Genomic DNA, 24,572 nt, shown 5'->3' on the forward strand with positions numbered 1-24,572 from the left:
CCGCATCGGTTTCCATCGTCTCAGCCGGTGTGAGAAGTCCCGCTCCCTAGTCCGCCCGCAATCGAGAGTGCCACGAGCTGTGCAAGCGAGCGTGCGCCAAAGCCATGTTTCAATCGCTCAAGCCGATGCTCGATAGTGCGGTGGGAAAGCGCAAGGTACTGCCCGATCTCTTTTCCAGAAAAGCCCTCGTATAACAACTGAAGGATCGTCCGGTCTATGTCGTCGATGTCCGCTCTTGTGCGGGGGATCGGAAGCATTAGCTGAATATCGATGACCGCGAGGCACCATCTCCCACCCTTTTGTGGAAGCAGCAAAGACTCTAACGCCGCGAACTTCTCTTCTTTTTGGATCATTTCCTTGGTTGTGACCGGCCGGTCCCGCCTTTGTGCTTCGTGACATCGGACGACGAGCCATTCGCGAGCGATATCGTTGGCGATGGGCGCTTGTCCGGCAAGCGCTTCGTACCCTTGCAGGATAAGGCACTCTTCTTTTTCCTGGACCGCAAGAACCATACTCGCTGTGAAGAGCCTTAGCGCCGGGCGATAAACCAGCTCCGGAGAGGTGTTTGCGACGCTGGAAATCCAGGCATCCCACATTACTCTCGACGCGTGCGCAAAGCTCCTCTTGGGCTTCATAGGCGGGAAATCCTGGCGGCAGCCTGGCAGTTCTCGCCGATGCCCGGCGAAAACGACCGTTTTTGTCACGAGCGTGGCGACCATTTTGTTGGATGCGAATTTCCTTGCCACGCTCAATTCCTGATCAGCCCACAGCCAAGCGGCGGAAACGGTCGTTTTTGTCAACGGCGGGATGGACAAGGAATTTGCATGAGAATTGGATACGCGCGGGTCTCAACGCTCGATCAACACCTTGATCTACAGATGAGCGCGTTAAGAGCCTCCGGTTGCGAACTCATTTTCCACGACCATGTTTCCGGTGCTCAAAGAGACCGCCCTGGCCTATCTGCCGCACTACGAAGGCTCAAACGTGGTGACACGTTGGTCGTCTGGAAAATGGATCGCATTGGCCGGTCCATGATGCATTTCGTGAATCTGATCAGTCGACTTCAGAAGCGAGGGGTCCAATTTTTGTCAATAACGGAATCCTTTGACACTTCCTCAGCAATTGGCCGTTTGACGATGCACATGCTGGGCGCATTCGCCGAATTCGAAAAAGAGGTAATCCAGGAACGAACTCGTGCTGGTCTCGCTGCCGCCCGTCAGAAGGGGCACCTACTCGGCAGGCGTCCTTTGTTAAACGCTGAACAACGGGCCGAAATCATGCAGCGGGTTGCCTCAGGAGCGGAGCTTCCAACGGACCTGGCAAAGCGGTTCAACGTCCATCCGAGAACGATACGCCGCTGTCTCGTCAAAGGTGCCGTTGGAACGTAATCACTGGAACAGCGTGATGATAGTTTGCGGGCTCTGGTTGGCAATGTTGAGCGCCTGGATCGCCAATTGCTGCTGCGTCTGTGAGGCTGACAATTTCGCCGATTCCTCTTCCATATCGGCATCGACCAACCGGCCAACGCCCTTGTCGACGTTGTCGATCATGTTGGTGTTGAACTCGTCTTGCATGCCGACACGCTTCTGAGCGGAGCCAACGACCGACATGCCGCCGACAACTGCCTGGATTCGCTCATCCATCTGACCGATCAAGGCGTTATAGTAGAAATTCCGGTCCAGATTGTTGGCGGCGATCCTGACTTCCGCATTACGCAGAGTATAGGTGTTTTCGTTCTTCTGGACCACACCACCACCGTCGACATAGGTGATGGGGTAGATGATGTTGGCACTCCACAGCACACCGTCGACGTAGCCCATATTCTCCGATCCGGGCTGGTTCCACATGTTGTCGACCGTTCGGTTGTAGTTGATCATCGTCGTATCCTTCGTGTCGATGGATACCGTCAGCACCTGGCCGTTGACGTAGCCGGTGGTGAACTCGGTCTTCGCACCCGGCAGCGTCGGCTCGAACGTATCATTCTTCAGCAGATTCACACCGCCGAAGGATGCAGACTCCACAACGGAGTTGATCTGCTGCCAATGCTGATAGATTTCAGCATCGACCTTGGCGACTTGGGATTGATCGTAGATCGCGTCAGGCTGATAATCGGTCCAGTTCGAGAAGCCATCGGTTGCTGGCGGCGGAAGGCTCGATGCCGTGATCATCAGATTGCGGATAGTGACCAATTCGTCTTTGATCTTGTCCATGCCGTCATAGGTCGTGTCGAGGACCGCCCTCGCAAAGCCGATACTGTCGGAAACGGCTCCCATCGCCTTCTTATCGGATCGCATCGTCGTGGCAATCGACCAGTAGGCTGCATTGTCCGAGGCTTTCACGACGCGCAGGCCTGAAGAAACCTGCTGTTGCGTTTTTTCCAGGCCGCTGTTGACCGTCCGTAACGTCTGCAAGGCGGCCATTGCGCCATTATTCGTGTTTATCGATGTCATGATTTCCGCCATTTGCTTAGATGGCTTCATCATGAAGCGACAACTTCTGGCGTTATTTTTCGAGCAGGTTGCGTTAACGAAGCGGCACAAATGGAAGGGGAAAACTACCCTCCCCCGGTGCTTTTGAGAAAAACATCCAAACTATTCGCCATGTCCCCAGGATGCCTGTTAACGACGTTGCGCGATGCCAGTGACAGGTTAAGTTGACTGCGAACGGACGCTGGCTTTATCCAGACTGGATGACAAACGTTCTCAGCTTTAAGCTCGAAAACATTGCGGAAGACACGACGGCCATTCTTCCTTGCGTAGACGGATTGGGCTTGGATCAACTCGTGGCTAATTTCGAGCGCGCCAACGGCTATACCGATCCCGCTGGGGACATGGCGGGCTCGTACCCTCACGCTTTTTCGGGGCGCTATCGAGCTATTTTCTTGGCAGAGAGGAGCCGGTCAGAGGCGATGAACAGGGCGAAATCTATGTCTTGTCATGCGAGTGTGGCGAGGTCGGGTGCTGGCCGCTAGTCGCGCATGTTCGCCTGCACCATGACAAAGTAATATGGGAGGGGTTCATGCAACCGCATCGGCCACGACGGGACTACGCGTGCTTTGGGCCATTTGAGTTCGAACGCAGCCAGTACGAACTGGCAGTCGACGCAATGATCCGGTGCGTCGAGGTTGATCATTGAGTTTGATCGCATGTCCCTTTTAGGCAGGGCATTGCAGCAACGATGCTAGGAAAGCGTCATGCAATGAAGGGTTCCAAACCCATCATACTCGATGAGGCTATCGTGCTCGTCGTAAAGCAAGACGGTATAGGCTGATCAAGACGACAAACGTAAGTAGGAAGACAGAACCAAACACTGTGGCAAACCCCGTGTAGCTGTCGAGGGTCCACCATACGAAGGGATTGGAAACAGGCAGCCGGATGAGGATTGAAAACACCGCGTAACAAGCCATGGTGGCGCAGATTAGACATATCACCATTGCACAAAACATGCCGATCATTGCTTCCACCCGCGACATCCGCCTTCCCTTCCGCACATCCCCGCCGCTGCACTGCGCCAACAAACCAGTTTCTGCGAGTAGCAACGATAGCCATTGCACCAATCCTAGTTGTACTATATTTTCTGTCGTTATGAAGACGATCATCCTCAACATCGCCACGGCCTTCTTGGAGCCTAGCGGCATTTCCCTTGTTGAAGGGGTTCGAAGCAGGTGCATCGCACCTGGGTACGTTTAGCCAGCACCGCCTTGCGGATGCCTTTTTGCTGGCTGCGATTGAGGAAAAATCATGCCACTCGTAATTCTAACCGGCGCATCGGGAGCCGGGAAACCAACCATTGCCGAATCGATTGAACGGTTCGAAGGTTCCGTATGGGTATTCGCCGATTAGCCGCTCTGATCGCACCGAACTTGGAATTGGAAGCACATGGATTTTAAGCAGAATAGAGATTTCCTTGAGTTTCACTCATTGCCGCTGGAAGTCATCACCGCGATCATCGACCGAGCTGGTCAGCTTGGGAAGCATTGGGCGGACCGCGCCATGCCGCAATCGCTGAAAGGCAAACGGGTCGGTGTTATCGTCGATGACACTGGATGGCGGAATACTGCTGCCTTCGACCTCGGCGTGAAGGCTATGGGAGGCGTCTGCGTGCAACCGGCGATCAGCTTCAATGTCCGCGAGACCACCGCCGACCTTGCGGGCTACCTCGACAATTGGTTTGATCTTCTCGTCATCAGGACTAAGGAACTCTCTACCTTGTGGGAACTTGCATCCTTCACGGATGCGCCCGTTATTAATGCCCGGACAACGGCCAATCACCCGTGCGAAACGCTTGGCGATCTTGCTTACATCAAGAGCGTCAGGGGATCACTAGAAGGTCTTAAAGTTGTCGGGATAGCTCCAGATGCCAACATGTTCCGTTCATGGGTCGAGGCGTCGAAGTCCATGCCCATCCGTGTCGTCCAAGTGTATCCCGAGCGCTGGCACGTTGCCGACCCCAACCTGCTAAACCCGAATTTCGAAACCAGCCGGGATATCCGGCATGTCCTTGAAGCGGATGTCATCATCACGGACTCGTGGCCGAAAGATACCGAGGAACGCGAGTTAGCAGAATATCAGGTGACGGCAGCGCTCCTCGATAAGGGGAAGCGCGACGTGATCTTTCTGCCGTGTCCGCCGGTCGCGAGGGGGCAAGAAATGACGGCCGACGCAATGTCGCACACTGCATGTCAAAGCCGTCCCGCAAAAGCATTCCTGCTTCACGCCCAGAATGCACTGATGGAGTGGGCTACGTCCTGACCATGGGGCCTGGCATGACCAAAAACCTCAACCAATCCCCAATCGAAATTCCTCCTCAGTTTTGGGGGGTACGATATAACGGAGGGCATTTTCCTGGCGCTCATGGAGTTCGCGGCGTAGAAGGTGGAGCGAACTGTCAGCAATACGCATACTCGATTTTGAGGCACTTCGGTTTCGAGCTGCCGAACTTTCGCTCCAACGACCTTTGGGATGACACGGCACATACGGCGGTCTCTAGGACCCGAAGCCGTTCGATCTGGTCTTAGTGAATGATGAGCCCAAAAGCTTCGGCGCACATGTGGGGCTTTCTTTGGGGCAAGGCTTGGTTCTACATCTATCCAAGAGGATAGGTTTTCCAGCCATCGAAACGCTGGAGCAGATGCAAGCTCGCGAGGAGCACCGATATCTAATCGGATTCAAAACTGTTCTGGTGCGCCATGAGCAATGATGACCGAGCTGCACCGCCAGCACTCATGTGACGCAGTTCACCAAGTGCCAAAACCGGTCATCTGGTACCAAACACCCTCATGATTTTTGTGGGTTTACTTTCGTAGTGTCCTGTGTCCAGATGACCGTATGAGCACGTTGTCGAAGAACACGATCAATAATGACGGCCCCTTCGGGGTCGTGGACATTGTGTGCGCGTTCTAGCGTAGCTCATTGATCACCACAGCCCTGCCGGTTTCGGAAGGGCTTGTGGTTTGGCTTCTCCTGATCCGGTTTCCGTTTCAGGAGATAGTCATGCTTGAAAAATCACCCTTAAAACGATCTGTAATTGCACAGCTGCCTATGCTCGTAGGCCAACGTGTCAGGCTCTGCGGCTTTGCAGAGGCAATCCGCGATCAAAAGCGAATGCGCTTCATTGTCCTCCGAGATCACACAGGAAAAGTTCAGCTTACACACAGCAAAGACAATCTCCCGCTCACCGCTGTTCTCGATGCTCTCACTTCGGAAAGCGCGGTTGCCATCACTGGTCTGGTAACCTCGGCTCCCGGCGTGAAACTTGGCGGCCTGGAGGTTAGCCTTGAAACCGCCGACGTCTGCGGGCTCGCTGACGCTCGCTCGCCAATCGACGAAGAGTCGAGCCTCGACAAGTGGATTGACCATAGGCAGGTCAGTCTGAGATATCCAAGACAGCAACTCGTTTTCTCTGTCCAGACGGCCCTTGAAGAAGCGATGCGTTCGTTCTGGGGCGAGAACGGTTTCCGAGAGCTTCATTCACCGAAGCTCATGGGCACGTTCAGTGAATCCGGATCGGAGGTTTTCGCCGTAAAGTATTTCGGCACCACAGCTTTTCTCGCCCAATCACCTCAATTCTATAAGCAGATGGCGATTGCTGGAGGCATGGAACGGGTATTCGAAATTGGTCCCGCATTCCGTGCGGAACCGTCCTTCACCTCTCGTCATGAGACTGAATTCACCTCAATCGACATGGAGGTTGCGTGGATCGATGACCACTATGACTTAATGGACTTGGAGGAGCGGTGGTTGGCGCATTCCGTAAGTGCTGTAGCCAAAGGTCACGGCACGGCCATCAAGGAGCTGTTCGACATCGAAATATCACCGCCGAAACTTCCGTTCCCGAAAATCACCTTTGAAGAGGCGCGTCAGACCCTCGCCATGCTAGGCCATAACCTACAAAAGTCCCACGATCTCGACGCTGAGGGAGAACGCATACTCTCCGAATGGATGACGGCAAAAACGGGCCATGAGTTTCTTTTCATCACCGACTATCCTGCCCAAGGGCGTGCATTTTACCATATGTGTCGAGATGACGAGCCTCATCTTACGAAAGGTTTCGATTTATTGTGGCGAGGAATGGAGATCACAACTGGTGCTCAACGAGAACATCGGTACGACCGCCTGGTAGCTCAAGCATCTGAGCGTGGCTACAAACTTGATGCACTCTCAGACTACTTAGAGTTTTTTCGTTATGGATGCCCGCCACATGGCGGAATGGGTGTAGGGCTGGCCCGCGTACTGATGCGGCTATTTAAGACTGACAGCATCAGAGAAGTAACTCTACTCAGCCGTACCCCAAAACGGCTACGTCCCTGATCCTTGATCACGGGGCATTCATAAGCGTGAAATATCTGCTTATCGCCTCTCGTTTCTGCATAGCCCTCGCTTGCAGCAAATATTCCCGTCGAGCATTTCCTCGGCGGGAACGCGCCAATACGCGATGACCGGTTTGGGCAGATATCGTTGAAAAACTCGAAGGGGTAGCGGCTCATCTGCCGGTTTCGGCCTTTTGGCGCAGGGCGTTGTCGGTAGATGCCCTGCGCTCGTGCGCGGGGGTATTGGTTTGTGCCGCTCTTATGCGGCGATGACGCCGCACAGCGGCCTTGGTGGTCTGAGTTTCGCCAATCTTCTGAGGTTCTGGGCGGTTGCTGCAAGCAAGAATTCGTCCCGCGCACCACATGGACCTCGCAGCCTCAAACGCGCCATGCGGAGAATTCGTTTGAGGTGAGCGAAGAGCATCTCGACCTTCTTGCGACGATGCCGGGTCTGCTCGTATTCCGGTGTGGCGGCAATCGCTCGGGCGACATCGCGGGCATCTTCGTTGAGATCACGCGGTATTTTGCGCATCGGCATGTTCGGACAGCATCTCTGCTTGAGTTCACAAGCGTCGCAATCTCTCTTTTTTGCCCTATAGAGCCGCGTACCTTCGGCCGTGATCCCCGATCTGGGCGTTGCATAGGTTCGATGGAATTGCTTCAGTTCCTTGCCCGCAGGGCAGATGTAGCGATCATTCTCCGCCTCCCAGGTGAAGTCGGAACGCGAGAAGGTGCCGTCTGTCCGGTTCGATTTGTCGAAGACAGGAATGTGCGGCGCGATCTTCTTTTCCTTGACCAGCCAGGCCAGATTGTCGGCAGAACCATAGGCACTGTCGGCAGCGAGATAGTCCGGCTTCAAGCCGAAGCGGTTCTCGGTCCTGTCGAGCATCGTACGGGATGCTCCCACCTCCGCCTGGCGGATCGCACGCGTCGCCTCCACATCAAGGATGACGCCATGGTCGGTATCGATCAAATAATTGGTGGCATAGGCGAAGAAGGCATGGCCTTTGTGGGCACCGGTCCATTGCGCTGCCGGATCGGATGGGGAGATGAACTTCGGCGTTACGGGAGAGGCAGCACCGAAAGCGGCGTCATCGAGAACCGCCAGATATTCCTGGACCGAGCGGCTGGCGTCGTCTTTGACCTCCCATTCTGAGCCGGGCACCGAGCGCTGCTTGTTGGCGTCCGCCGCGATCAAGCTGGCATCGACCGCAAAGCCTTCAGCACCGACAAGACCCTGTGCCAGACAACGCTCCACCACCGTCTCGAACATATGCCGCAGGATGTCGCTCTGCCGGAACCGGCCATGACGGTTCTTCGAGAAGCTGGAATGATCCGGCACCTTGCCGTCCAGTCCGAGGCGACAAAACCAGCGATAGGCAAGATTGAGGTGAACCTCTTCGCAAAGCCGCCGTTCCGAGCGGATACCCATGCAATAGCCGATGATCAGCATCCGCATCATCAGCTCAGGGTCAATCGAAGGACGACCTGTGCTGCTGTAGAACGGCTTCAACTGTACCCGGACGCTGTCGAGGTCGAGATGGCGGTTAATCCCGCGCAGCAGATGGTCCGCAGGGACGTGATCATCGAGGCAGAAGTCGTAGAAGAGCTGTGCCGGAGCCGCCTGACATCCCATCATTCGCCTAATCCCCTGCAAATCACTCAGAGGATTGAATCACGCGTCTCAAGCACCGGCAATGCCAAGTTTTTCAACGGTATCGGCAGAAAGCAGTCATGGGATCGCGTCCGTTCCGGGCCAGAAAGCGGTCATTGAACCGATGGCCACAAAGAGGCATTGTGCAAGCCTTCGCAAGATATCGAGAGATCATTGCATGCTCCGAAAAGCGGTTCCGAGTGACCTCTTGGCGCTGAAAGCTGTCCGTTCGTCGGTCCTCGAAAACATGTTGGGCGACCTCACAAAGGTTACCGATGATGATTACGATTGGTATGTAGCCAATCCGGGAGTGGCCGTTTGGGAAGAGAACGGCGATGTCGTCGGCTTTTCTGCGTCCGACCCACGCAACGGAAACATTTGGGCGCTTTTTGTGGCTCCAGGATTTGAAAGAAAAGGGATCGGCTCCATTCTGCTGGCCGAAGCCTGTGCCTGCCTCAGGTCTGCAGGCATCGGACGCGCTTGGCTCACCACCGATCCAAACACCCGAGCCGAGAGATTTTATCGCGCGGCTGGTTGGGAGCACGTCGGCGAAAAGGACAGTGAGCTTCTTTTCGAACGATCACTGTGAGTCTTACGCCATTCCGGAAGAAAAAGGGAGGCACCAGTTGCAACTGAGTTTGGAGCTATTTGTCGAAACGCCTGGGAAATCGCTCGATTTCTATCAGCGCGTCCTGGGCTTTGAAGTTCAGGGCTCGGCAAGCGCCGAATACACGATGTTGAAAAACGGTGACGCGGTGATCGCGATCAACTCGCGAAGCGTTCTTTCGAGCGATCATCCATTACGGATCGAAATCGGCGATAGGGTTGGCCTTGGCGTCGAGATCGTCTTGAAGGTCGCTGACGTCGAGGGTGCCTATCGCGCGGCAAAAGAGAGCGGCTGGCCGGTCTCCGATCTTGCTCTACAGCCTTGGGGGCTGCGTGACTTTCGCCTTATCGATCCCGACGGCTATTATGTCAGAGTGACCAGCCGTCATCCGAACTGACGCATACCCAGGTGCGGCCGCACAGACAGGCTCGTATCGATTCAAGAATCGATGTGCGGAATTCACCGACGCCAATCGCCCTCAGTCTGTAGCCAGGGCTTCTCGCGCGACCTATTCGTACCGGAGATCGATTGCGTCAGAGGGCGCTTTGATCCGATCTCCTTTCGTCTCAATTAATCCCATCATTACGGGGAAGCCAGAAGGTGATCTTCCGACAAAATGACTTGTGATTTTGACGAACTTCGCAGTTGCTGTGGCAATCACGACTTCCGATTTGGCGTTATATCCGTTTCTTGCCCAGTCAACCTGAAAAACCTTCACCGGCAATGCGCCATAGAGGCTGTCGGAAGCGTTCGAGCAATGCCGGAAAACAGCCCCTATTCCATCGACAGTCTTCCGGAGTCCACGGTGCCGCAAATGCCACCTACCCAGCCCCTGTCGATCATAAGCTAAATCGCCAATAAAGATTCCGGTTTCGATTAATTCGTAATCGCCCATCGGTTGAACGCCATAGGTGCGTGCCGAGAAATTCCCTCCAAATGTGCGCTCATAGGAACGGTTTACGAAATCACACGAAGGGTCTTCGCCTGGAAGACGGTCGAGCAAGGCGAAAGACCTCCGATCTTCTTGTGCAGCGCAAGGTAATGCGACAATCGAAATCAATGGGAGAATTAGAGCAAAAAAGCTGAGGCGCACTGGGTCCGTAACCTATTTCCGATATGGCGTTTCCGATCCGTCGGGAGAAACGTCGTTCCAAATGCTATCATCCGACAAACGGGTGAGGATAGCGTCGGCAACGGAAGCCGCGTCCCGGTCAGCATAGCTAAACCAGTTATCGCTGCCCCCGGGTGAACGCGAGTGATCCCCGAGCCGCTTTCTGTAGATTGGGTGTCTATGGTGAGCCGTGGCATTTTTTGCCGGTGTATGTCCGAGCGGACCGTCGAAACCTGAAAGCGAACATTTTGCTATCTCAATCGTCAATGCTCCTCCGTGTCGATCAAACTGAAATGTGACCAGATCGACCACCTCATCACCAATTCTGCGGAGATGAGGAAACGACCCGCTGAATCCCTGATTTCTCAATTTTGAAAGGACATTCGACTTGATAGCCGCGTTGATTTCCTGGCGAGAGGCCATTTCGACACCTTTCAAGCCGATAGGTAACGCAGCCCCTACCGAAAAAGCACTATAAGAGCGCATCAATAATTTCAGGCGACAGTTGCGATTCACTGACCCAGGCAATCGCCGTTCTTAGCAGTGCTTACCGTAGGTGGGCAATCCTGGCTATAATTGGCACTGCTGAGCCCTTAAGAGCGTTCATCGCAATGTCGCTCGGGATCGAATGCTGCCTCGATGCTTCCATCGTCGGTAACTCGTCTTTTTCGTGAAACGCCCTATGGTCGCTGAACGAATTTTACGGCGGCCAGCATGCCAAAGGAACTATTGGCATTTCTCTTTCGGAGTTTAAAGGTCGTGGCGTTTGCCGCCAGCTGCATATTGTCGGAGGACGCCGCTACGACGGGGCGGTAGCTTCGCGCCATTGGCGGTCATAGGTACTACGGCCGCTTTAGCGGTGGTCGAATATACCGTTGGCGAACCACCTCACCCTCTCTCCAGACTTCCAATGGAATGAAGCCGCATCCCTCATAGAGTCGCTTTGTTGCTTCCGCTCCTGGACTACCTGCGACAAAGGTATCGACATGAACGGTGGAGTCAGATGGGATGCTGGAAAGGGCAGCCTCGACAAGCATCTTACCGACGCCAAACCTTCGAAACTCCGAAGAGACCGCAAGCCAGCGGATCGCGTGTTTCAAGTCGCTGCCACCTATCAGAACTCCTCCTATGAATCCTGCGCTCCCTATGTCTGTTCTTGCGCTGAAAGCCCGCTGCTGGGCGATCTTCCGGACGAGAACAGCATCAAAATCCGGCATAGGGCCAAACAACGGGACAACGTCTTCAGCCAGCCGCAGCCAGGGTGCTACATCATCATCCTGTGCTAGGCTGATCTGAACCATCATTCTCCACCTCCCACTTGTGTTTGAGCGGATTCCGCCTGCTCAAGGGCGTGACTGGGCCGCTATCACGTCGCGCAGAATTGAATTCAGATGTTCGGGTTGCTCTAGCGGCACGTAATGCCCGCACGCCGGGATGACATACAGCCTCCCTCGCCGCGCAGAGTTCGCTTGAGCTGCGCTCACTTTAGGACCAGGGGCGGTATCTTCCGCGCCGGTAATCACCGCAACTTGTCCGGAAAACGTTGAAAGGATTTCATCGCGGGACGGACGGCTATGAAATGCGATAACCCCTCTCGCCACATCGCCAGGAGACTGGCGGAGGAAGGTCAGCCTCGCCGCATCTACCACCGAGCCAGCTGCAGCCTTTGAAAACAGCGGTGCCCAAAATGCGTCCCAAGCCTTTTCTTGTCCTTCCGTCTGCATCGTTTCCAGAACGGACATATGAAGGATCGGATCAGGTCGGTGCCTCGCCTTCGTCCCGATGAGAACCAGCGCCGCAACCCTATCGGAGGCAATCGCGGCGACCTCCAACGCGCAAGAACCACCGACCGAGCAGCCAACGACGACAATGCGTTCCTCGTTGACTTGGTTCAAAGCCGAGGCGGCCCACTCCTCAACACTGTCGCCTAAGGAATAGAGCGTCGGTGCATAAGTGGACCCAGGCAACAAATTGATCTGGCGATCCCACATCGAGCCATCAAGCGGAAGCGCATGCAAGAGAAGCAATCCGAGCTTTCCACCAGAATCCACGTGCAACCTCGTACTCACTAAAATCTCAGGTTAAAGCTAGGTTTTCGCTCAATCCGGTTCACCCCATTGCGGTTCAGTTAGCCAACACATCATTAGCAACGTCGTGGAGATTGACCGCTGAATCTTGGCTTGCCCACTTAACTAAATTCCTCAAGTTCTTCATCCTCAGATCAGCCTGCGCGTCCTCGCAATCTTCTTCGCCCAATATAGCAAGCGCGGCTTCAAAACGCTGAAACACTTCCGCTCTGGTCAATTTGCTCATTGTTTCCGCTCCGTGTTGTTCGAGGCAGAACGGTTGATGCCGCTATTTAACGCATATTGCCTCAATGTCACAGCCGAAGGAGCCTCTCAGCCGAGGCCTTTTCCAATCCCGCATTCACGCCAGAGCTACTGTAAGCTGCAAATCTACGATGTTGCCTCATCAATCACACGCCCCATGGCATATGACGGCTGGTAACCTGGCAACACATTGCCAGTGGGTCTGATGGAACGCATCAACGCGTCTCGGGACTTGCCTACGATTGCACCTGCTTTTCGCAAGCCAAAAACGTAAGGACCCACGTCAGCAGGCAGTGAATTGAGCGACAATCCCAACTCTTTATCGGAAAGATGGGCGACAGATGCTGCCAGTTCAGCAACCCTCCTTTCCATCGCCGCGTATTCCTTCGTCAGGAGGAGTACGATGTTGTCAAAATCGCTCCAAAACTCTTCCGGCAAATCACGACGAATCGCGGCCATGTCGTCCCCAGCGGCCATTGCTTCCCACATTGCCAATGGCGTGCAGCGTGAGATCAACGCATGGATACGACGGTATTCGGAGCCTTTGAGTTTGAAGCGCAAACCATTTGTGAATCTAACCACAAATCCCTCGTTGTCGCGTGGGAGCGTTGCAGTATGGAGCATCATGTCCGCCATATTCCCGAACTCATGGCGTTCGGCCGCACGCCATCCCAACGCTTGGCTGGTCGTTCGAACCTCGTCGTAGGTTACTTCAAGACCTGAAGCGTGGTAGGCCGCCAACATCACCATGGCAGGCTCCGCATATCGCACGACAATTCTGTTTTCCGGATATACCGCCTCGAACAGATATGTCGTATCCGGCGACAGACCGGAGAGATCGTGGGCATCCAAGCGTGCTTGAGCCCATAGGGCCTGTTCGGAGTCGAACGCGCCTTTGGTGGCTGCGTGCCAACGGCCAGCATCATTGAACACGATTATCAGACTACCATCGAGCTTTTCGAACGCCTCAAACGGCAGATCGGGTACTTCGCCATGCCGCTCGCCGACATTGAAAAACTTCGGAAACGGCGTGGCAACGACCCGACCAGCGCCCTCGTCCACAATGAGACCGCGAGCGATCAGCGAAAACTGATCCCAACCATCCTCATATACGCACCGGGGCGTATAGATGTAGAGCTGCAAAGTATTGGTTGCGTTCGGACGGCGATGGACATGGCCAAGCCCTTGGGCTCGCTTCAAGCCAGCGATAAGGTCGGGAAACGGGATTTGGCGTGCAGGGTGTATCGGGTCGTTCATCTTTTCACAGCATCCTCTTTTATCGCCTTCAGAATTAATTTTGGCTAAATTTATCAATTGTTCAGCCGTTCCACGCCGTCAAACGCGATTTACTAATAGATTTGATTGCCCGCTCTGATGGATGCAACGCCTATTGGGTTCGGACCCAGCACAGCCCTTTGCCAATGATTTCGCTGCTGGCGTTCGCGATCCCCGCGTCGAAGCGTGAAACCGATTCGAGATAACGGCTCGATCAATCATGCTCAAAGAATTTATTCTCGCGGCATTATCTAGGCTGCCATAAGGTGTGATTGGGGCCCCGCTTACGACAGAGTTCAAGTCGCCAGAGTTCATCGAAGCGGTTGAGAAAATCGAAAGCGTCGCACACGACCTAATTTTGAAACTCCCGTCCGAAATTCCGGTCGTATTGACGAGGGTGCTTGTCGGAACCAGCGATTGGGGAGAGGCCGAATGGAAACGGATTGTGCGCCTTGGTGATGAGCGTGGGCCGTTGTTGGTCGTGCACATCCACTGCGATCTTGAAGAGAACATCCGCCGCATCGAGACAGCCGGGCGAGCTGCGAAAAGGAAGCCACGCGATGCTGAAATGGCAAGGAGAAACCACGCCCAGGGTAAAGTCCTTGCAGGCATCGACGAGACCAACCTGCTGCGGCTTGATGTTACGGATTTGTCCCCGGCGGAAGCAGCGACCAAAATTGCAGAATGGACCCAAAAATCTCGGCGATAGTCGCTCCCCAAGGTATGCGTTCTGATGGAAGAAGAGACTAGAACATATCGGAGTCGCCGTGTTCACATTGATCGTTGACTACGCCGTCGCACCTGACGGTGGCTCGCTTGCCCTGTCTGTTGAACGACTTGACGGAAAAACGGAGTGCTTCGTCATCAACCGCTCCTTCGCTTCTCGCGGAACCCCCGAGTACAACGTAGTCAGATCGACTCTCCGTTCCCTCTCTCAAAACGAATGCGAGGAAATTGCGAACCATTTGGACAGGCTAGCTGTCGAGGCGACTTCAATCGATCTAGTCGCTGATTTCATCAAGACCTTAAAAGCTCAGTCGTCGAAAGGGCAGAACATCTAGCTGGAGGACGAATAGCGGAGACCGCTGAGCCACTCGTCTCGCATTGCAGTCGGAGAATGGCGACGCTTGAACTTGAGGCTTGACGCCAGGCCTGGATATAGTGGGCAAAGATCATTGCCGATTGACCACGTCCACGTCGAATCCATAGGCTCTTTGAACCAGCGCAACGCGGATTTCATAACGCGTATACCAGTCTGTCTTGCCCCGACGTTGCGCCTCGACGTGATCGAGAACCGCTTTCCATGCCCGGATGCTTTCCTCGTCCTTCCAATAAGAATTGATGATGCCGAAACCGTCAGCACGGCGGACGCTTTCGAAACCCAGAAAGCCGGGCTGTTGCTTTGCCAATTCCACCATCGCAGCGCCGACGTCCCCATAGCCGTCATCGACCTCAGTTCGTTGCGATGAGAAGCAGACGACGTAATAGGGTGGTGCAGGTAATGTAGCGATAGACATTCCAACCTCTCGTTGCTGATGCACCCGGACCATTGCACCACGCGTCTTGACGTCAATCCCCTACGTCGTGCATCGGGGAGCGGATAGTCTCAAGGTCCTGTCGATGAAAGGTATTCCAGGCATAGCTTCGGAGCTACTTCCAATAAGGTCGTGGCTTTCACGAGTGGGAACTAAACGCTGTCGCGGTTTGGGCAAGCCGCGAGGGCGAGCCTTAGAATTTCCCCCATTCGAACATGGCTTACGCCATTGCCAACCTTTGATGACGGCGCTGATCTGTGCACTACGACGAGATCAAGCTTAGGTAACACGATGACATACTGCCCTCCCCATCCGCTGGCGTAAAACATGGATGCGTGAGTGGCCATGCTGTCACCGGAAGCGTTCGCCGCCGTAGCCCACCACAGGTAACCGTAACCATGCCCGGCTCCGACCTGGGAATGCGGCAGCGTGCTGTCGCGAACCCAGCTTTCAGGTACGAGCTGTTTGGTTCCCCAACGTCCCTGACGCAGATAAAGCAGACCAACCCGAGCAAGATCACGGGCCGACATGCGAATTTTATATACTGGGTGCGACGACTCCGGACCATGCTGAAACCATCCATCGCCTGGCTCGCAATCCTGCATGCCAAGTGGAATGACGAGCCGCGACACAAGTCCGTCGAATACGTTTTGACCTGTCGTGCGCTCGACTATCGTGCCGAGGACATTGAAGTCCCAGTTATTGTAGAACCAATGGGACCCGGGCGGATAGCTGCCTCGCGGCGGCCGACCGGCCTCGGTATTGTAGACCGACGGTAGATAGATGCCTGACCGCGCCATCAGGAGGTCCATGACCGTTGCTTTTCGCTCGGCTGGTGTCAAAGGCTCATTATCATCAATGTCCAGCTCAGCGAGCGTCGCACTGGGGTCGATCCTGCCCTCGGCAACGTAAACTCCGTAGAGGACGTTGATCAGGCTCTTTCGCACAGATGCGATGCTCGATTTGATAGCGATATCGCCCCATTGGAAAACCAGGTGCCCTGACTGGACGATCATGAATGCCGTCGAGCGCCCGTTCGCTAGCTCAAGGGCGAGAGCGGCAAGACCTTCCGATGACCAGCCTTGACTTGCCGCTGGCAACTGGTGCCATTCGTTGTCGGGAATAACGTGATTTTTCGCAGCCAATAGGACGTCGTTCGAAGTCATGGTTCCTCCGAAGCACTTTAGGCGGGCCTTGGTGGCGTTGAGGACCAACCGATGCTATCTCTACGCCAGCAAGGAATTTCTCATCGACAACGATGGTCCCGATGCTTTCATATCTGATTCTCTTTCTCGTTATGATACTCGGCGGCATAGTCGGTTATGTTGGTCCCAAAAGGTATTTGGAGCCAGGAAACTTGAGTCGTCGTGCTGAAAATGCGCATAAAACGGCTTTCCAAGTTGTATCGAAGAAAACAGCAAGACGACGAGCGCTAATCGTTTGGGGTCTCCTGATCGCCTTGATCGCGGACATATCGCTTTTAGGGTGGCTGCTCTGGGCAGCGCCATAATTGTGTTCCGGTAAACCCCAACGCGCAGAGGGCTGACATTGTCAGTCTCAACTTTGATCGATTGGATGAGCAGTGCTTTTAGGCGTTATCGTCTCCGCCCGCTGGGGCCTGGATTTTAAGTAATCGCCATATGTTGGGGGCCGCTCCGGTTTGACGACGCGCTCCGCCGAGAGGCACACCGAACATCTGTCTTGGGTAGCCGCGATCATTCCCGAGATAAACAAATCCGGGTTTCCCATGAATGACAAAGAGATACCAATGACCGGTGGGCGGATCACAGCGGGTGTGGTCCAACTTGGCGATACCATCAGAAGACCGATCACGACGGATCGGTCGCACGTACATACCCTGCTCCTCCATCTCGAACAGCAGCAATTTTCCGGGGTGCCCCGCTTCCTGGGGATTGACGAGCGTAACCGGGAAGTTCTTAGCTTCCTCCCCGGAAGTGTTCCCTTGGATTTGGACCACTTCGATGATGAACAACTCTCGGCCGCCGCAGCACTGTTGCGACGTTTTCACGATGCGGCAGCGAGTATGGTCCGAGACGAAGGCGGTGGGGCCGAAGTGATTTGCCACAATGACTGGGGACCACCCAACGCCGTGTTCGTTGACGGCTTGCCCACGGGCATCATTGATTTCGATACTATCGCACCCGGTCTTCGTCTTTGGGATTTGGGTTACTCGGCCTTCACCTGGCTCGATCTCGGCAATCCGGACTATACGGGCGACGAACAAATTCGACGGCTGTTCGTGTTTGCGAAGGGATACGGAATGAAGCAGTGCTCCGCTGCCGCAATCGCCACCTACGCTGTCGCTCGACAGACGGCGCTGGCGGTATCGGGAAAAACACAAGGGAATGCCGAAACGGCCGCCTGGGCGGAATCGGCCGCAATGTGGACCGTCCTTAACGTGACCGAGCGATTGGCACCCACCGGCTACGGACTGACAGCGCGGGTCTAGCCAGTTTCCGGCACTTTTAAACCACTAGCAGCACTCTATCTGAGGATTTCCTTCTGGAAATGGCTCCGCGAATGCATGGCAAACGCCACCGGCCGTGCAGCACTATGGCAACCAGCCGAGAGTGGTCATTCACTGCGAATATTAGTTGCCAATTGATCGCGATTTTGGAGGTCAGAGAATGCAGCAACAGCACTTGGGGATTTTGATTGGTGGTAGTTCGCATGTTGGAAAATCCACACTGGCAAAGAGCTTGGCTGTCTCGCTTGGTAGGGAACTCATTTCCACCGACAAATTGGGCCGCCACCCCGGTAGACCGTGGCCGACGCTCCGTCCCCAGGTAGCTGAATATTATTCACGTCTCTCCGACGATACAGTGCATTGGTTTTTGAAGGTTCATCACGAGAATATGTGGCCGTACATATGTCAGATTATCGAAAATCAGAGGCAGCTTTTGAAGCCCTTCATACTTGAAGGGTCAGCACTACGGCCAGAATATATGACGAAACTCGATCCAAACCTCGTCAGAGCTGTCTTTCTGTACGCAGAAGACGACTTCTTACGTGCCCGCATGATGGAAGAAGCTGGCTACAAGGACGCCACTCAATCAGCCGCTTTGGTCATCGAGAAATTTGTGGAGCGTTCGATCCGCGACAAGAGGGAAATGTTAGAGGCAGCGCGAGACGCCAAACTTCAGTGTGTTGATGTAGCTTACCCCGAAGCCCTTGAAGCCTTGATGAAGGAACTCGCTGCTGCCTACTCGGTGGCCAATGAGTGATGACTGCTTAAGGCTGATAGCGGTAGATCAACCTTGGTTGGAAAGCGCCCACAGCAGCCCCAGCCCCTAAATTAAATGTGGAATACTTTCTTTCGCAGACATCTGTCGCGAAACTCCGACTTTTGCGAGCGAGCCTTGCTCTTGGAAAATCGGTGATCCCGGTTCTGCCGCGAAAATTAGGATTTACCCGACAGCGCTATGTCGTACTTTGACGGATACCGTTGAAAAACTTGGCATTGCCGGTGCTTGAGACGCGTGATTCAATCCTCTGAGTGATTTGCAGGGGATTAGGCGAATGATGGGATGTCAGGCGGCTCCGGCACAGCTCTTCTACGACTTCTGCCTCGATGATCACGTCCCTGCGGACCATCTGCTGCGCGGGATTAACCGCCATCTCGACCTCGACAGCGTCCGGGTACAGTTGAAGCCGTTCTACAGCAGCACAGGTCGTCCTTCGATTGACCCTGAGCTGATGATGCGGATGCTGATCATCGGCTATTGCATGGGTATCCGCTCGGAACGGCGGCTTTGCGAAGAGGTTCACCTCAATCTTGCCTATCGCTGGTTTTGTCGCCTCGGACTGGACGGCAAGGTGCCGGATCATTCCAGCTTCTCGAAGAACCGTCATGGCCGGTTCCGGCAGAGCGACATCCTGCGGCATATGTTCGAGACGGTGGTGGAGCGTTGTCTGGCACAGGGTCTTGTCGGTGCTGAAGGCTTTGCGGTCGATGCCAGCTTGATCGCGGCGGACGCCAACAAGCAGCGCTCGGTGCCCGGCTCAGAATGGGAGGTCAAAGACGACGCCAGCCGCTCGGTCCAGGAATATCTGGCGGTTCTCGATGACGCCGCTTTCGGTGCTGCCTCTCCCGTAACGCCGAAGTTCATCTCCCCATCCGATCCGGCAGCGCAATGGACCGGTGCCCACAAAGGCCATGCCTTCTTCGCCTATGCCACCAATTATTTGATCGATACCGACCATGGCGTCATCCTTGATGTGGAGGCGACGCGTGCGATCCGCCAGGCGGAGGTGGGAGCATCCCGTACGATGCTCGACAGGACCGAGAACCGCTTCGGCTTGAAGCCGGACTATCTCGCTGCCGACAGTGCCTATGGTTCTGCCGACAATCTGGCCTGGCTGGTCAAGGAAAAGAAGATCGCGCCGCACATTCCTGTCTTCGACAAATCGAACCGGACAGACGGCACCTTCTCGCGTTCCGACTTCACCTGGGAGGCGGAGAATGATCGCTACATCTGCCCTGCGGGCAAGGAACTGAAGCAATTCCATCGAACCTATGCAACGCCCAGATCGGGGATCACGGCCGAAGGTACGCGGCTCTATAGGGCAAAAAAGAGAGATTGCGACGCTTGTGAACTCAAGCAGAGATGCTGTCCGAACATGCCGATGCGCAAAATACCGCGTGATCTCAACGAAGATGCCCGCGATGTCGCCCGAGCGATTGCCGCCACACCGGAATACGAGCAGACCCGGCATCGTCGCAAGAAGGTCGAGATGCTCTTCGCTCACCTCAAACGAATTCTCCGCATGGCGCGTTTGAGGCTGCGAGGTCCATGTGGTGCGCGGGACGAATTCTTGCTTGCAGCAACCGCCCAGAACCTCAGAAGATTGGCGAAACTCAGACCACCAAGGCCGCTGTGCGGCGTCATCGCCGCATAAGAGCGGCACAAACCAATACCCCCGCGCACGAGCGCAGGGCATCTACCGACAACGCCCTGCGCCAAAAGGCCGAAACCGGCAGATGAGCCGCTACCCCTTCGAGTTTTTCAACGATATCGACGGATAACGGTCATTCAGCCTCAGAACGTGCAGCGTAGTCTGCGATCCACATTTGCTCGCACCACGCCTTCTCACCAAACTGCATGAGTTCTAACCTGGCGGTCGCGGACGTCAAAGTCTTAGCCCACGGAAGAAAGCGATTCTCGATATGATCCGCTATTCGATCAAGCTTTTGACAGACTGATCGTTCATCAGCGCTCTCCCAATGCAAGCGCTCGTAATCATAATTCAGATTTTGAGGTCGATAGACTAATTCCTTACCGGCATCTTCGAGCGGCTTGAACTTATAGGGATAATCGAAAACTTCGGTGGGAAACTTACGTGGAATCTGTTCGGTCCTATCCCGCAGAAACGAGTGCCGAAAACAGAGAATATGCGAGATTGCCCCTGAAGCGCTCATCCGGCCACCCAGCCTGACGAGCGCAATTGTAAAGTGCTTCGTCTCGAAGTACAGCGTCTTGCCCTTCGAGACGAAGCCAAGCCGAGCTAAGCGGCCAGCCACGCGCTCATTAAAGAGCATATCGAAACTCTCTTTATCCATGATAGCTCGGTAGCATAAGCGTTCTGATGGAAGAAGAGAATAAAACAGATCGGAGTCGCTGTGTTCACATTGATCGTTGACTACGCCGTCGCACCTGACGGCGGCTCGCTTGCCCTGTCTGTTGAACGACTTGACGGGAAAACGGAGTGCTTCGTCATCAACCGCTCCTTCGCTTCTCGCGGGACGCCCGAACATAACGCAGTCAAATCAAACCTCCGTTCCCTCTTTGCAGAACAAAGCCGCATTTCTCGTAGACCCGGATCGCGCGAGTGTTGTACGCAAGCACTCTTGTCCCTATGCGGTGCAGTCGCAGATGCGTGAAGGCATGGTCCAGGACAAGACGAATGGATTCGCCTCCAAGCCCTTTGCCCAGCAATTGAGGATCGAAAATGCCAACGGCCATGGTCGCGCGGCGGTCATGGGGATCAAGGTTGTCCAGCCGTATTTCCCCTACCAGCCGACCGTGAACGTCAATGACCCAAGCAGTCGGATTTCCGATCAGTTTTTGGAGCCACTGACTAGCTCCCTCTCTGGTCAGAGGCCTCACGTCGCTTCGACTGACCCCGAACATTTCAATGATTTCGGCGTGGTTCCCCAGAGATAGACGGGCGTCAACGTCTGCGGAAGACGCGGGGCGTAGCTCGACATTCCTACTAGTCAAGTTCACCATGCCCGCACCATCATCCATTTCCGAAATGCTCTGATCGCCCCACGGCCGCGAGCGCTTTGCGTATGATCTCCCCCATTCTCGCATGGTTCACGCCGTGATCGACCCGCGCCGATTTATGCACGACGACGATATCGAGCGCGGGCAAGACGATGATGTACTGCCCGCCGAATCCGCTGGCGTAAAACATGGGCACATCGGTGCTGATGCTGTCGCCAGGAGCGTTTGCGGCGGCAGTTACCCAGAGATAGCCGTATCCCTTTCCTTCCCCGATTTCCGAATGGGGTTGAGTGCTTTCTTGAACCCACTTCTCGGGCACGAGTTGCGTTTCGCCCCAGCGCCCGCCTCGAAGATAGAGTAGTCCGACACGGGCAAGGTCGCGGGTCGACATGCGGATTTTGTAGACAGGGTGCCGAGATTCCGGGCCGTAGTGAAAATGGCCGTCGTCCTTCATGAAGTCCTGCATCGAAAGAGGTCCCGCGACGCGTGATGCGAACGCCTCGAATACCGTTTGTCCCGTTTGACGCTCCAGGATGGTTCCAAGGACATTGAAGTCCCAGTTGTTGTAAAACCAATGGGTCCCCGGCTTGTGACTTCCTCTCGGCGGGCGTCCTTTGTCGGTATCGTATACTGAGGGCAGATAGACACCTGATTTGGCCTTCAAGAGGTCCAGCACCGTCGCGGTCTTCTCGATTGCAGTCAGAGGCGTAACGTCATCGATCTCCAAATCTGCCAACGTATCGTTCGGATTTATCCTGCCTTGTGCAATGTAAATTCCGTACAGGATGTTGATCAGGCTCTTCCGCACGGATGCCACGCTGGATTTGCAGGCAACGTCACCCCATTGGAAGACGATGCGGCCCGCGTCGATGATCATGAGGGATGTCGAGCGGCCGTCCGCCAAATCTTGGGCAAGGTTAGCAAGGTGCGCTGTTGACCAGCCAGCGTCCTCCGGCATCACCTCGTCCCATTCGGCACCCGGAACGATCCTGTCGTTCTCAGCGAAAGAAAGTTTGTTGCCGGTCATGGGTTCTCCGTAAGCGACATCGCGCCCACACGTTGTTGATTTATTTAACGGATATTTATGACGCAGCCCAGAGCACACGCTCTGGGTAATCTGCCGAAGCACGTATGAGTGGGGCTTTGCTAGTAACCGCGCGGCAGAGGGTCACTTGTATTTGCGCCGAACTCTCCGCAATAAGCTTTTCGCGCATTCAGCTCTGGGATGTATTCGCCTGCTGAATTGTCATGGCACTTTGAGATCATATCGTTCGCCGCTAATCCCGACCAAATGAACAATACTGCAATTGCGACTAATGCCGATAATGTTATGCCGCCAACGATTCTGAAGGTCCGCATTGCCGCATCTCCGAGATGCAAAAAGCCATATGATTTTGCACCGTGTGCCGCAAGTCCATCCTATCCGAGTCTACCTGGGAATGCTGCTCGCCGTTCTTTCAGTTTGAAAACAGGATGCTCTCTTTGCGCCCTCACGTCTGAAGACGGAGCCCGGGCAGCAATTCTCGTCGTGGCTTGGATCGTGCTGCTAATGATTTGGACAATTAGATCACGCTTTTCAAACCTTCGGTCTCGCCTCCCTGATCCCCATGAGGACTCCAACGAGCCGCACGACAACAACGTCACTCCATGAGCAATAATGGACCGGTCCACGTCGACGTATCGGACTTGGCTACGGAAGGACGCCAAGGAGATAGATTATCCGCCAGCCCATAAGACCTGCGCAAAGCCCGACGATAGCGCCGACAGGCATGAACATGAGCACGCCGAGCATCCCCGCTAGTTGATAACCCAACCAGCCGCCAATGATCAGCCCCATGGTGCTCAGTAAGGTGGTTATCGCCTTGTGCAGTCTGGTCATGCGGTAAACCTAGACATGGGAATGGCCATGTTCAAGGCAAGCCGCCGGAAGTAGCGATCCGCTGCAGCGCCGATACCGGTCATTGCGGTCGTCGCGAACCGGGGTATTCTGGGATGTCATAGAAGTCAGATACGGACGGACCTGCATGACCGCACCGACCGAGCAACTTGCGGCCGACATCGCCGCCGAAGTAACCGGCCAAACGCCATCAGGCATTCGCCGGTTTACAACGGGTACCAGCCACTATGTCTTCGAGGCACTGTTCGCCAACCGACTGCCCGTAGTCGTACGAATTGGCGACCAGTCGGCTCGAACGGAAATGGAGGGGGCAGTTCACCTTTCGGGCCTGCTGAGGCCGCAAGGTGTGCCACTTCCCGAGATTTTAGCAGAGAACGCCCATGGTGAAGTTCCCTGGCTGGTCCTGCAGCGGCTGCCTGGAACGGACCTTGGCATCGTCATCGCAAATCTTACGACAGCGCAGCTGGAGCGAATTGCAATTAGCGCCTCTCGCGCACAAACTATCACAGCGAGAACGGCTTCAGCAGGTCGCTATGGCTATGCGATTCAACCGGAGCAAGCACCATACTCCAGTTGGTCCCAAGTGTTGGAATCTAGTCTCAATCGCTCTCGACAGAGAATCATGTCCGCCTGCTTATTTGATCCGTCGATGGTTGACGTCGTTCGGCCAGTGTTAAGCGATCACCGGGACCAGATAGACCGGATCGAGCCGATTCCCTTTCTACATGATACGACAACCAAGAATGTCATCGTGACACAGGATGGAAGTTTCTCCGGCATCGTCGATGTAGACAATTTGTGCTTCGGCGATCCAAGATATCCCGCCGCGCTGACTCTCGCCGTTTTGTTGGCCTATGGTGGCCCAACCGAATACGTGTCGGCTTGGCTGCGACATGCTGAGCAGCCGGACGACCCAGTCTTCAGGCTTTATGTGTCCCTTTTCCTTTTGGACCTGATGGCCGAGCACGGTCAGGTATTCAACGGGAACGAGCGCACATCCGCCCCGGAAGAGCGGGCTTCGCTTCGGCAGGCGTTTAAAGATACCGTTCAATTTGCCTGGCGATAAGTCGGGAAAACGAGGTTGCTTAATCTGGAGTTTTACGAAGA

At 54.9% G+C, this 24,572-nt stretch carries 26 protein-coding genes; 11 read left to right on the plus strand and 15 right to left on the minus strand.

The annotated features are described in order from the left end of the window. Positions 1 to 20 precede the first annotated feature (20 nt). Entirely contained in the window at positions 21 to 746 is a 726-nt protein-coding gene (locus NE851_RS23320; RefSeq protein WP_183844977.1) for a helix-turn-helix transcriptional regulator, read from the minus strand. Between the two features lie 78 nt (positions 747 to 824). On the opposite strand from NE851_RS23320, the gene NE851_RS23325 reads away from it, so the two are divergent. Continuing rightward, the gene (locus NE851_RS23325; protein WP_097631546.1) at positions 825 to 1,388 is read left to right on the plus strand and encodes a recombinase family protein; all 564 of its coding nucleotides are present in this window, start codon (positions 825 to 827) and stop codon (positions 1,386 to 1,388) included. Here the strand turns inward: NE851_RS23325 and NE851_RS23330 are convergent, their stop codons facing one another. After that, on the minus strand, positions 1,389 to 2,450 hold the full coding sequence (locus NE851_RS23330) for a flagellin N-terminal helical domain-containing protein (RefSeq protein WP_183844976.1): 1,062 nt from the start codon (positions 2,448 to 2,450) through the stop codon (positions 1,389 to 1,391). It lies immediately after the preceding gene. A 1,428-nt stretch (positions 2,451 to 3,878) separates the two neighbouring features. Between NE851_RS23330 and NE851_RS23335 the strand changes: the two genes are divergently transcribed. Together NE851_RS23335 and aspS are read left to right on the plus strand one after the other, a co-directional pair. After that, the gene (locus NE851_RS23335) at positions 3,879 to 4,751 is read left to right on the plus strand and encodes a Rossmann-fold NAD(P)-binding domain-containing protein (protein ID WP_183844975.1); all 873 of its coding nucleotides are present in this window, start codon (positions 3,879 to 3,881) and stop codon (positions 4,749 to 4,751) included. A 741-nt stretch (positions 4,752 to 5,492) separates the two neighbouring features. Continuing rightward, a complete protein-coding gene (gene aspS, locus NE851_RS23340) occupies positions 5,493 to 6,809 on the plus strand; it encodes an aspartate--tRNA(Asn) ligase (RefSeq protein ID WP_097631587.1) in 1,317 nt (438 codons plus the stop codon). 258 nt (positions 6,810 to 7,067) lie between these two features. On the opposite strand, the gene NE851_RS23345 is transcribed toward aspS, so the two are convergent. Further along, on the minus strand, positions 7,068 to 8,447 hold the full coding sequence (locus tag NE851_RS23345) for a transposase (protein WP_254955500.1): 1,380 nt from the start codon (positions 8,445 to 8,447) through the stop codon (positions 7,068 to 7,070). Between the two features lie 223 nt (positions 8,448 to 8,670). Between NE851_RS23345 and NE851_RS23350 the strand changes: the two genes are divergently transcribed. Continuing rightward, entirely contained in the window at positions 8,671 to 9,051 is a 381-nt protein-coding gene (locus tag NE851_RS23350; RefSeq protein WP_254958099.1) for a GNAT family N-acetyltransferase, read from the plus strand. Between the two features lie 37 nt (positions 9,052 to 9,088). Beyond that, positions 9,089 to 9,466 (plus strand): VOC family protein, encoded by a 378-nt coding sequence (locus tag NE851_RS23355; RefSeq protein ID WP_097631552.1) that lies wholly within the window; start codon positions 9,089 to 9,091, stop codon positions 9,464 to 9,466. Positions 9,467 to 9,577: 111 nt separating this feature from the next. Here the strand turns inward: NE851_RS23355 and NE851_RS23360 are convergent, their stop codons facing one another. From NE851_RS23360 to NE851_RS23380, 6 genes are all read right to left on the minus strand, one after another. After that, a complete protein-coding gene (locus NE851_RS23360) occupies positions 9,578 to 10,072 on the minus strand; it encodes a hypothetical protein (RefSeq protein ID WP_246712925.1) in 495 nt (164 codons plus the stop codon). A gap of 102 nt (positions 10,073 to 10,174) precedes the next feature. After that, entirely contained in the window at positions 10,175 to 10,666 is a 492-nt protein-coding gene (locus tag NE851_RS35380; protein WP_183844972.1) for a DUF4304 domain-containing protein, read from the minus strand. Between the two features lie 356 nt (positions 10,667 to 11,022). Further along, complete coding sequence (locus tag NE851_RS23365; RefSeq protein ID WP_183844971.1) at positions 11,023 to 11,484, minus strand: GNAT family N-acetyltransferase; 462 nt, start codon at positions 11,482 to 11,484, stop codon at positions 11,023 to 11,025. Positions 11,485 to 11,523: 39 nt separating this feature from the next. Beyond that, complete coding sequence (locus tag NE851_RS23370) at positions 11,524 to 12,231, minus strand: alpha/beta fold hydrolase (RefSeq protein WP_183844970.1); 708 nt, start codon at positions 12,229 to 12,231, stop codon at positions 11,524 to 11,526. A gap of 73 nt (positions 12,232 to 12,304) precedes the next feature. Then, positions 12,305 to 12,493, minus strand: a complete 189-nt coding sequence (locus tag NE851_RS23375; RefSeq protein ID WP_183844969.1) for a hypothetical protein — start codon at positions 12,491 to 12,493, stop codon at positions 12,305 to 12,307. A gap of 143 nt (positions 12,494 to 12,636) precedes the next feature. Then, positions 12,637 to 13,767, minus strand: coding sequence for an RNA ligase (locus NE851_RS23380; RefSeq protein WP_183844968.1), 1,131 nt, complete (start codon positions 13,765 to 13,767; stop codon positions 12,637 to 12,639). A gap of 286 nt (positions 13,768 to 14,053) precedes the next feature. Here NE851_RS23380 and NE851_RS23385 point away from each other — a divergent pair, with 286 nt between their 5' ends. Both NE851_RS23385 and NE851_RS23390 read left to right on the plus strand, forming a co-directional pair. Further along, entirely contained in the window at positions 14,054 to 14,494 is a 441-nt protein-coding gene (locus tag NE851_RS23385) for a hypothetical protein (protein ID WP_183844967.1), read from the plus strand. 58 nt (positions 14,495 to 14,552) lie between these two features. Next, a complete protein-coding gene (locus NE851_RS23390) occupies positions 14,553 to 14,846 on the plus strand; it encodes a hypothetical protein (protein WP_183844966.1) in 294 nt (97 codons plus the stop codon). Between the two features lie 111 nt (positions 14,847 to 14,957). Here NE851_RS23390 and NE851_RS23395 read toward each other — a convergent pair whose 3' ends face one another. Continuing rightward, positions 14,958 to 15,302: an antibiotic biosynthesis monooxygenase family protein gene (locus tag NE851_RS23395; RefSeq protein WP_254958100.1), complete on the minus strand. Its 345-nt coding sequence runs from the start codon at positions 15,300 to 15,302 to the stop codon at positions 14,958 to 14,960. Between the two features lie 170 nt (positions 15,303 to 15,472). After that, positions 15,473 to 16,486, minus strand: coding sequence for a serine hydrolase domain-containing protein (locus NE851_RS23400; protein WP_183844964.1), 1,014 nt, complete (start codon positions 16,484 to 16,486; stop codon positions 15,473 to 15,475). A 581-nt stretch (positions 16,487 to 17,067) separates the two neighbouring features. On the opposite strand from NE851_RS23400, the gene NE851_RS23405 reads away from it, so the two are divergent. From NE851_RS23405 to NE851_RS23415, 3 genes are all read left to right on the plus strand, one after another. Beyond that, complete coding sequence (locus NE851_RS23405) at positions 17,068 to 17,790, plus strand: phosphotransferase (protein ID WP_183844963.1); 723 nt, start codon at positions 17,068 to 17,070, stop codon at positions 17,788 to 17,790. 178 nt (positions 17,791 to 17,968) lie between these two features. Beyond that, positions 17,969 to 18,565 carry a hypothetical protein gene (locus NE851_RS23410; RefSeq protein ID WP_183844962.1) on the plus strand — a complete coding sequence of 199 codons (597 nt, stop codon included), beginning with the start codon at positions 17,969 to 17,971 and terminating at the stop codon, positions 18,563 to 18,565. Between the two features lie 295 nt (positions 18,566 to 18,860). Further along, positions 18,861 to 20,240, plus strand: coding sequence for a transposase (locus tag NE851_RS23415; RefSeq protein WP_254955500.1), 1,380 nt, complete (start codon positions 18,861 to 18,863; stop codon positions 20,238 to 20,240). Positions 20,241 to 20,370: 130 nt separating this feature from the next. Here NE851_RS23415 and NE851_RS23420 read toward each other — a convergent pair whose 3' ends face one another. The 4 genes from NE851_RS23420 to NE851_RS23435 form a co-directional block, all read right to left on the minus strand. After that, entirely contained in the window at positions 20,371 to 20,901 is a 531-nt protein-coding gene (locus NE851_RS23420; protein WP_183844961.1) for a hypothetical protein, read from the minus strand. Positions 20,902 to 21,103: 202 nt separating this feature from the next. Then, on the minus strand, positions 21,104 to 21,655 hold the full coding sequence (locus NE851_RS23425; protein ID WP_312866632.1) for a GNAT family N-acetyltransferase: 552 nt from the start codon (positions 21,653 to 21,655) through the stop codon (positions 21,104 to 21,106). After that, complete coding sequence (locus tag NE851_RS23430; RefSeq protein WP_183844960.1) at positions 21,582 to 22,595, minus strand: serine hydrolase domain-containing protein; 1,014 nt, start codon at positions 22,593 to 22,595, stop codon at positions 21,582 to 21,584. The genes NE851_RS23425 and NE851_RS23430 overlap by 74 nt, the downstream gene beginning before the upstream one ends. Positions 22,596 to 23,258: 663 nt before the next feature. After that, the gene (locus NE851_RS23435) at positions 23,259 to 23,447 is read right to left on the minus strand and encodes a hypothetical protein (protein ID WP_183844959.1); all 189 of its coding nucleotides are present in this window, start codon (positions 23,445 to 23,447) and stop codon (positions 23,259 to 23,261) included. Positions 23,448 to 23,592: 145 nt separating this feature from the next. Here NE851_RS23435 and NE851_RS23440 point away from each other — a divergent pair, with 145 nt between their 5' ends. Beyond that, on the plus strand, positions 23,593 to 24,531 hold the full coding sequence (locus tag NE851_RS23440; protein WP_254958105.1) for a phosphotransferase family protein: 939 nt from the start codon (positions 23,593 to 23,595) through the stop codon (positions 24,529 to 24,531). Positions 24,532 to 24,572 lie beyond the last annotated feature (41 nt).

Source organism: Rhizobium anhuiense bv. trifolii, assembly GCF_024346605.1.
Taxonomy (GTDB): Bacteria; Pseudomonadota; Alphaproteobacteria; order Rhizobiales; family Rhizobiaceae; genus Rhizobium; species Rhizobium anhuiense.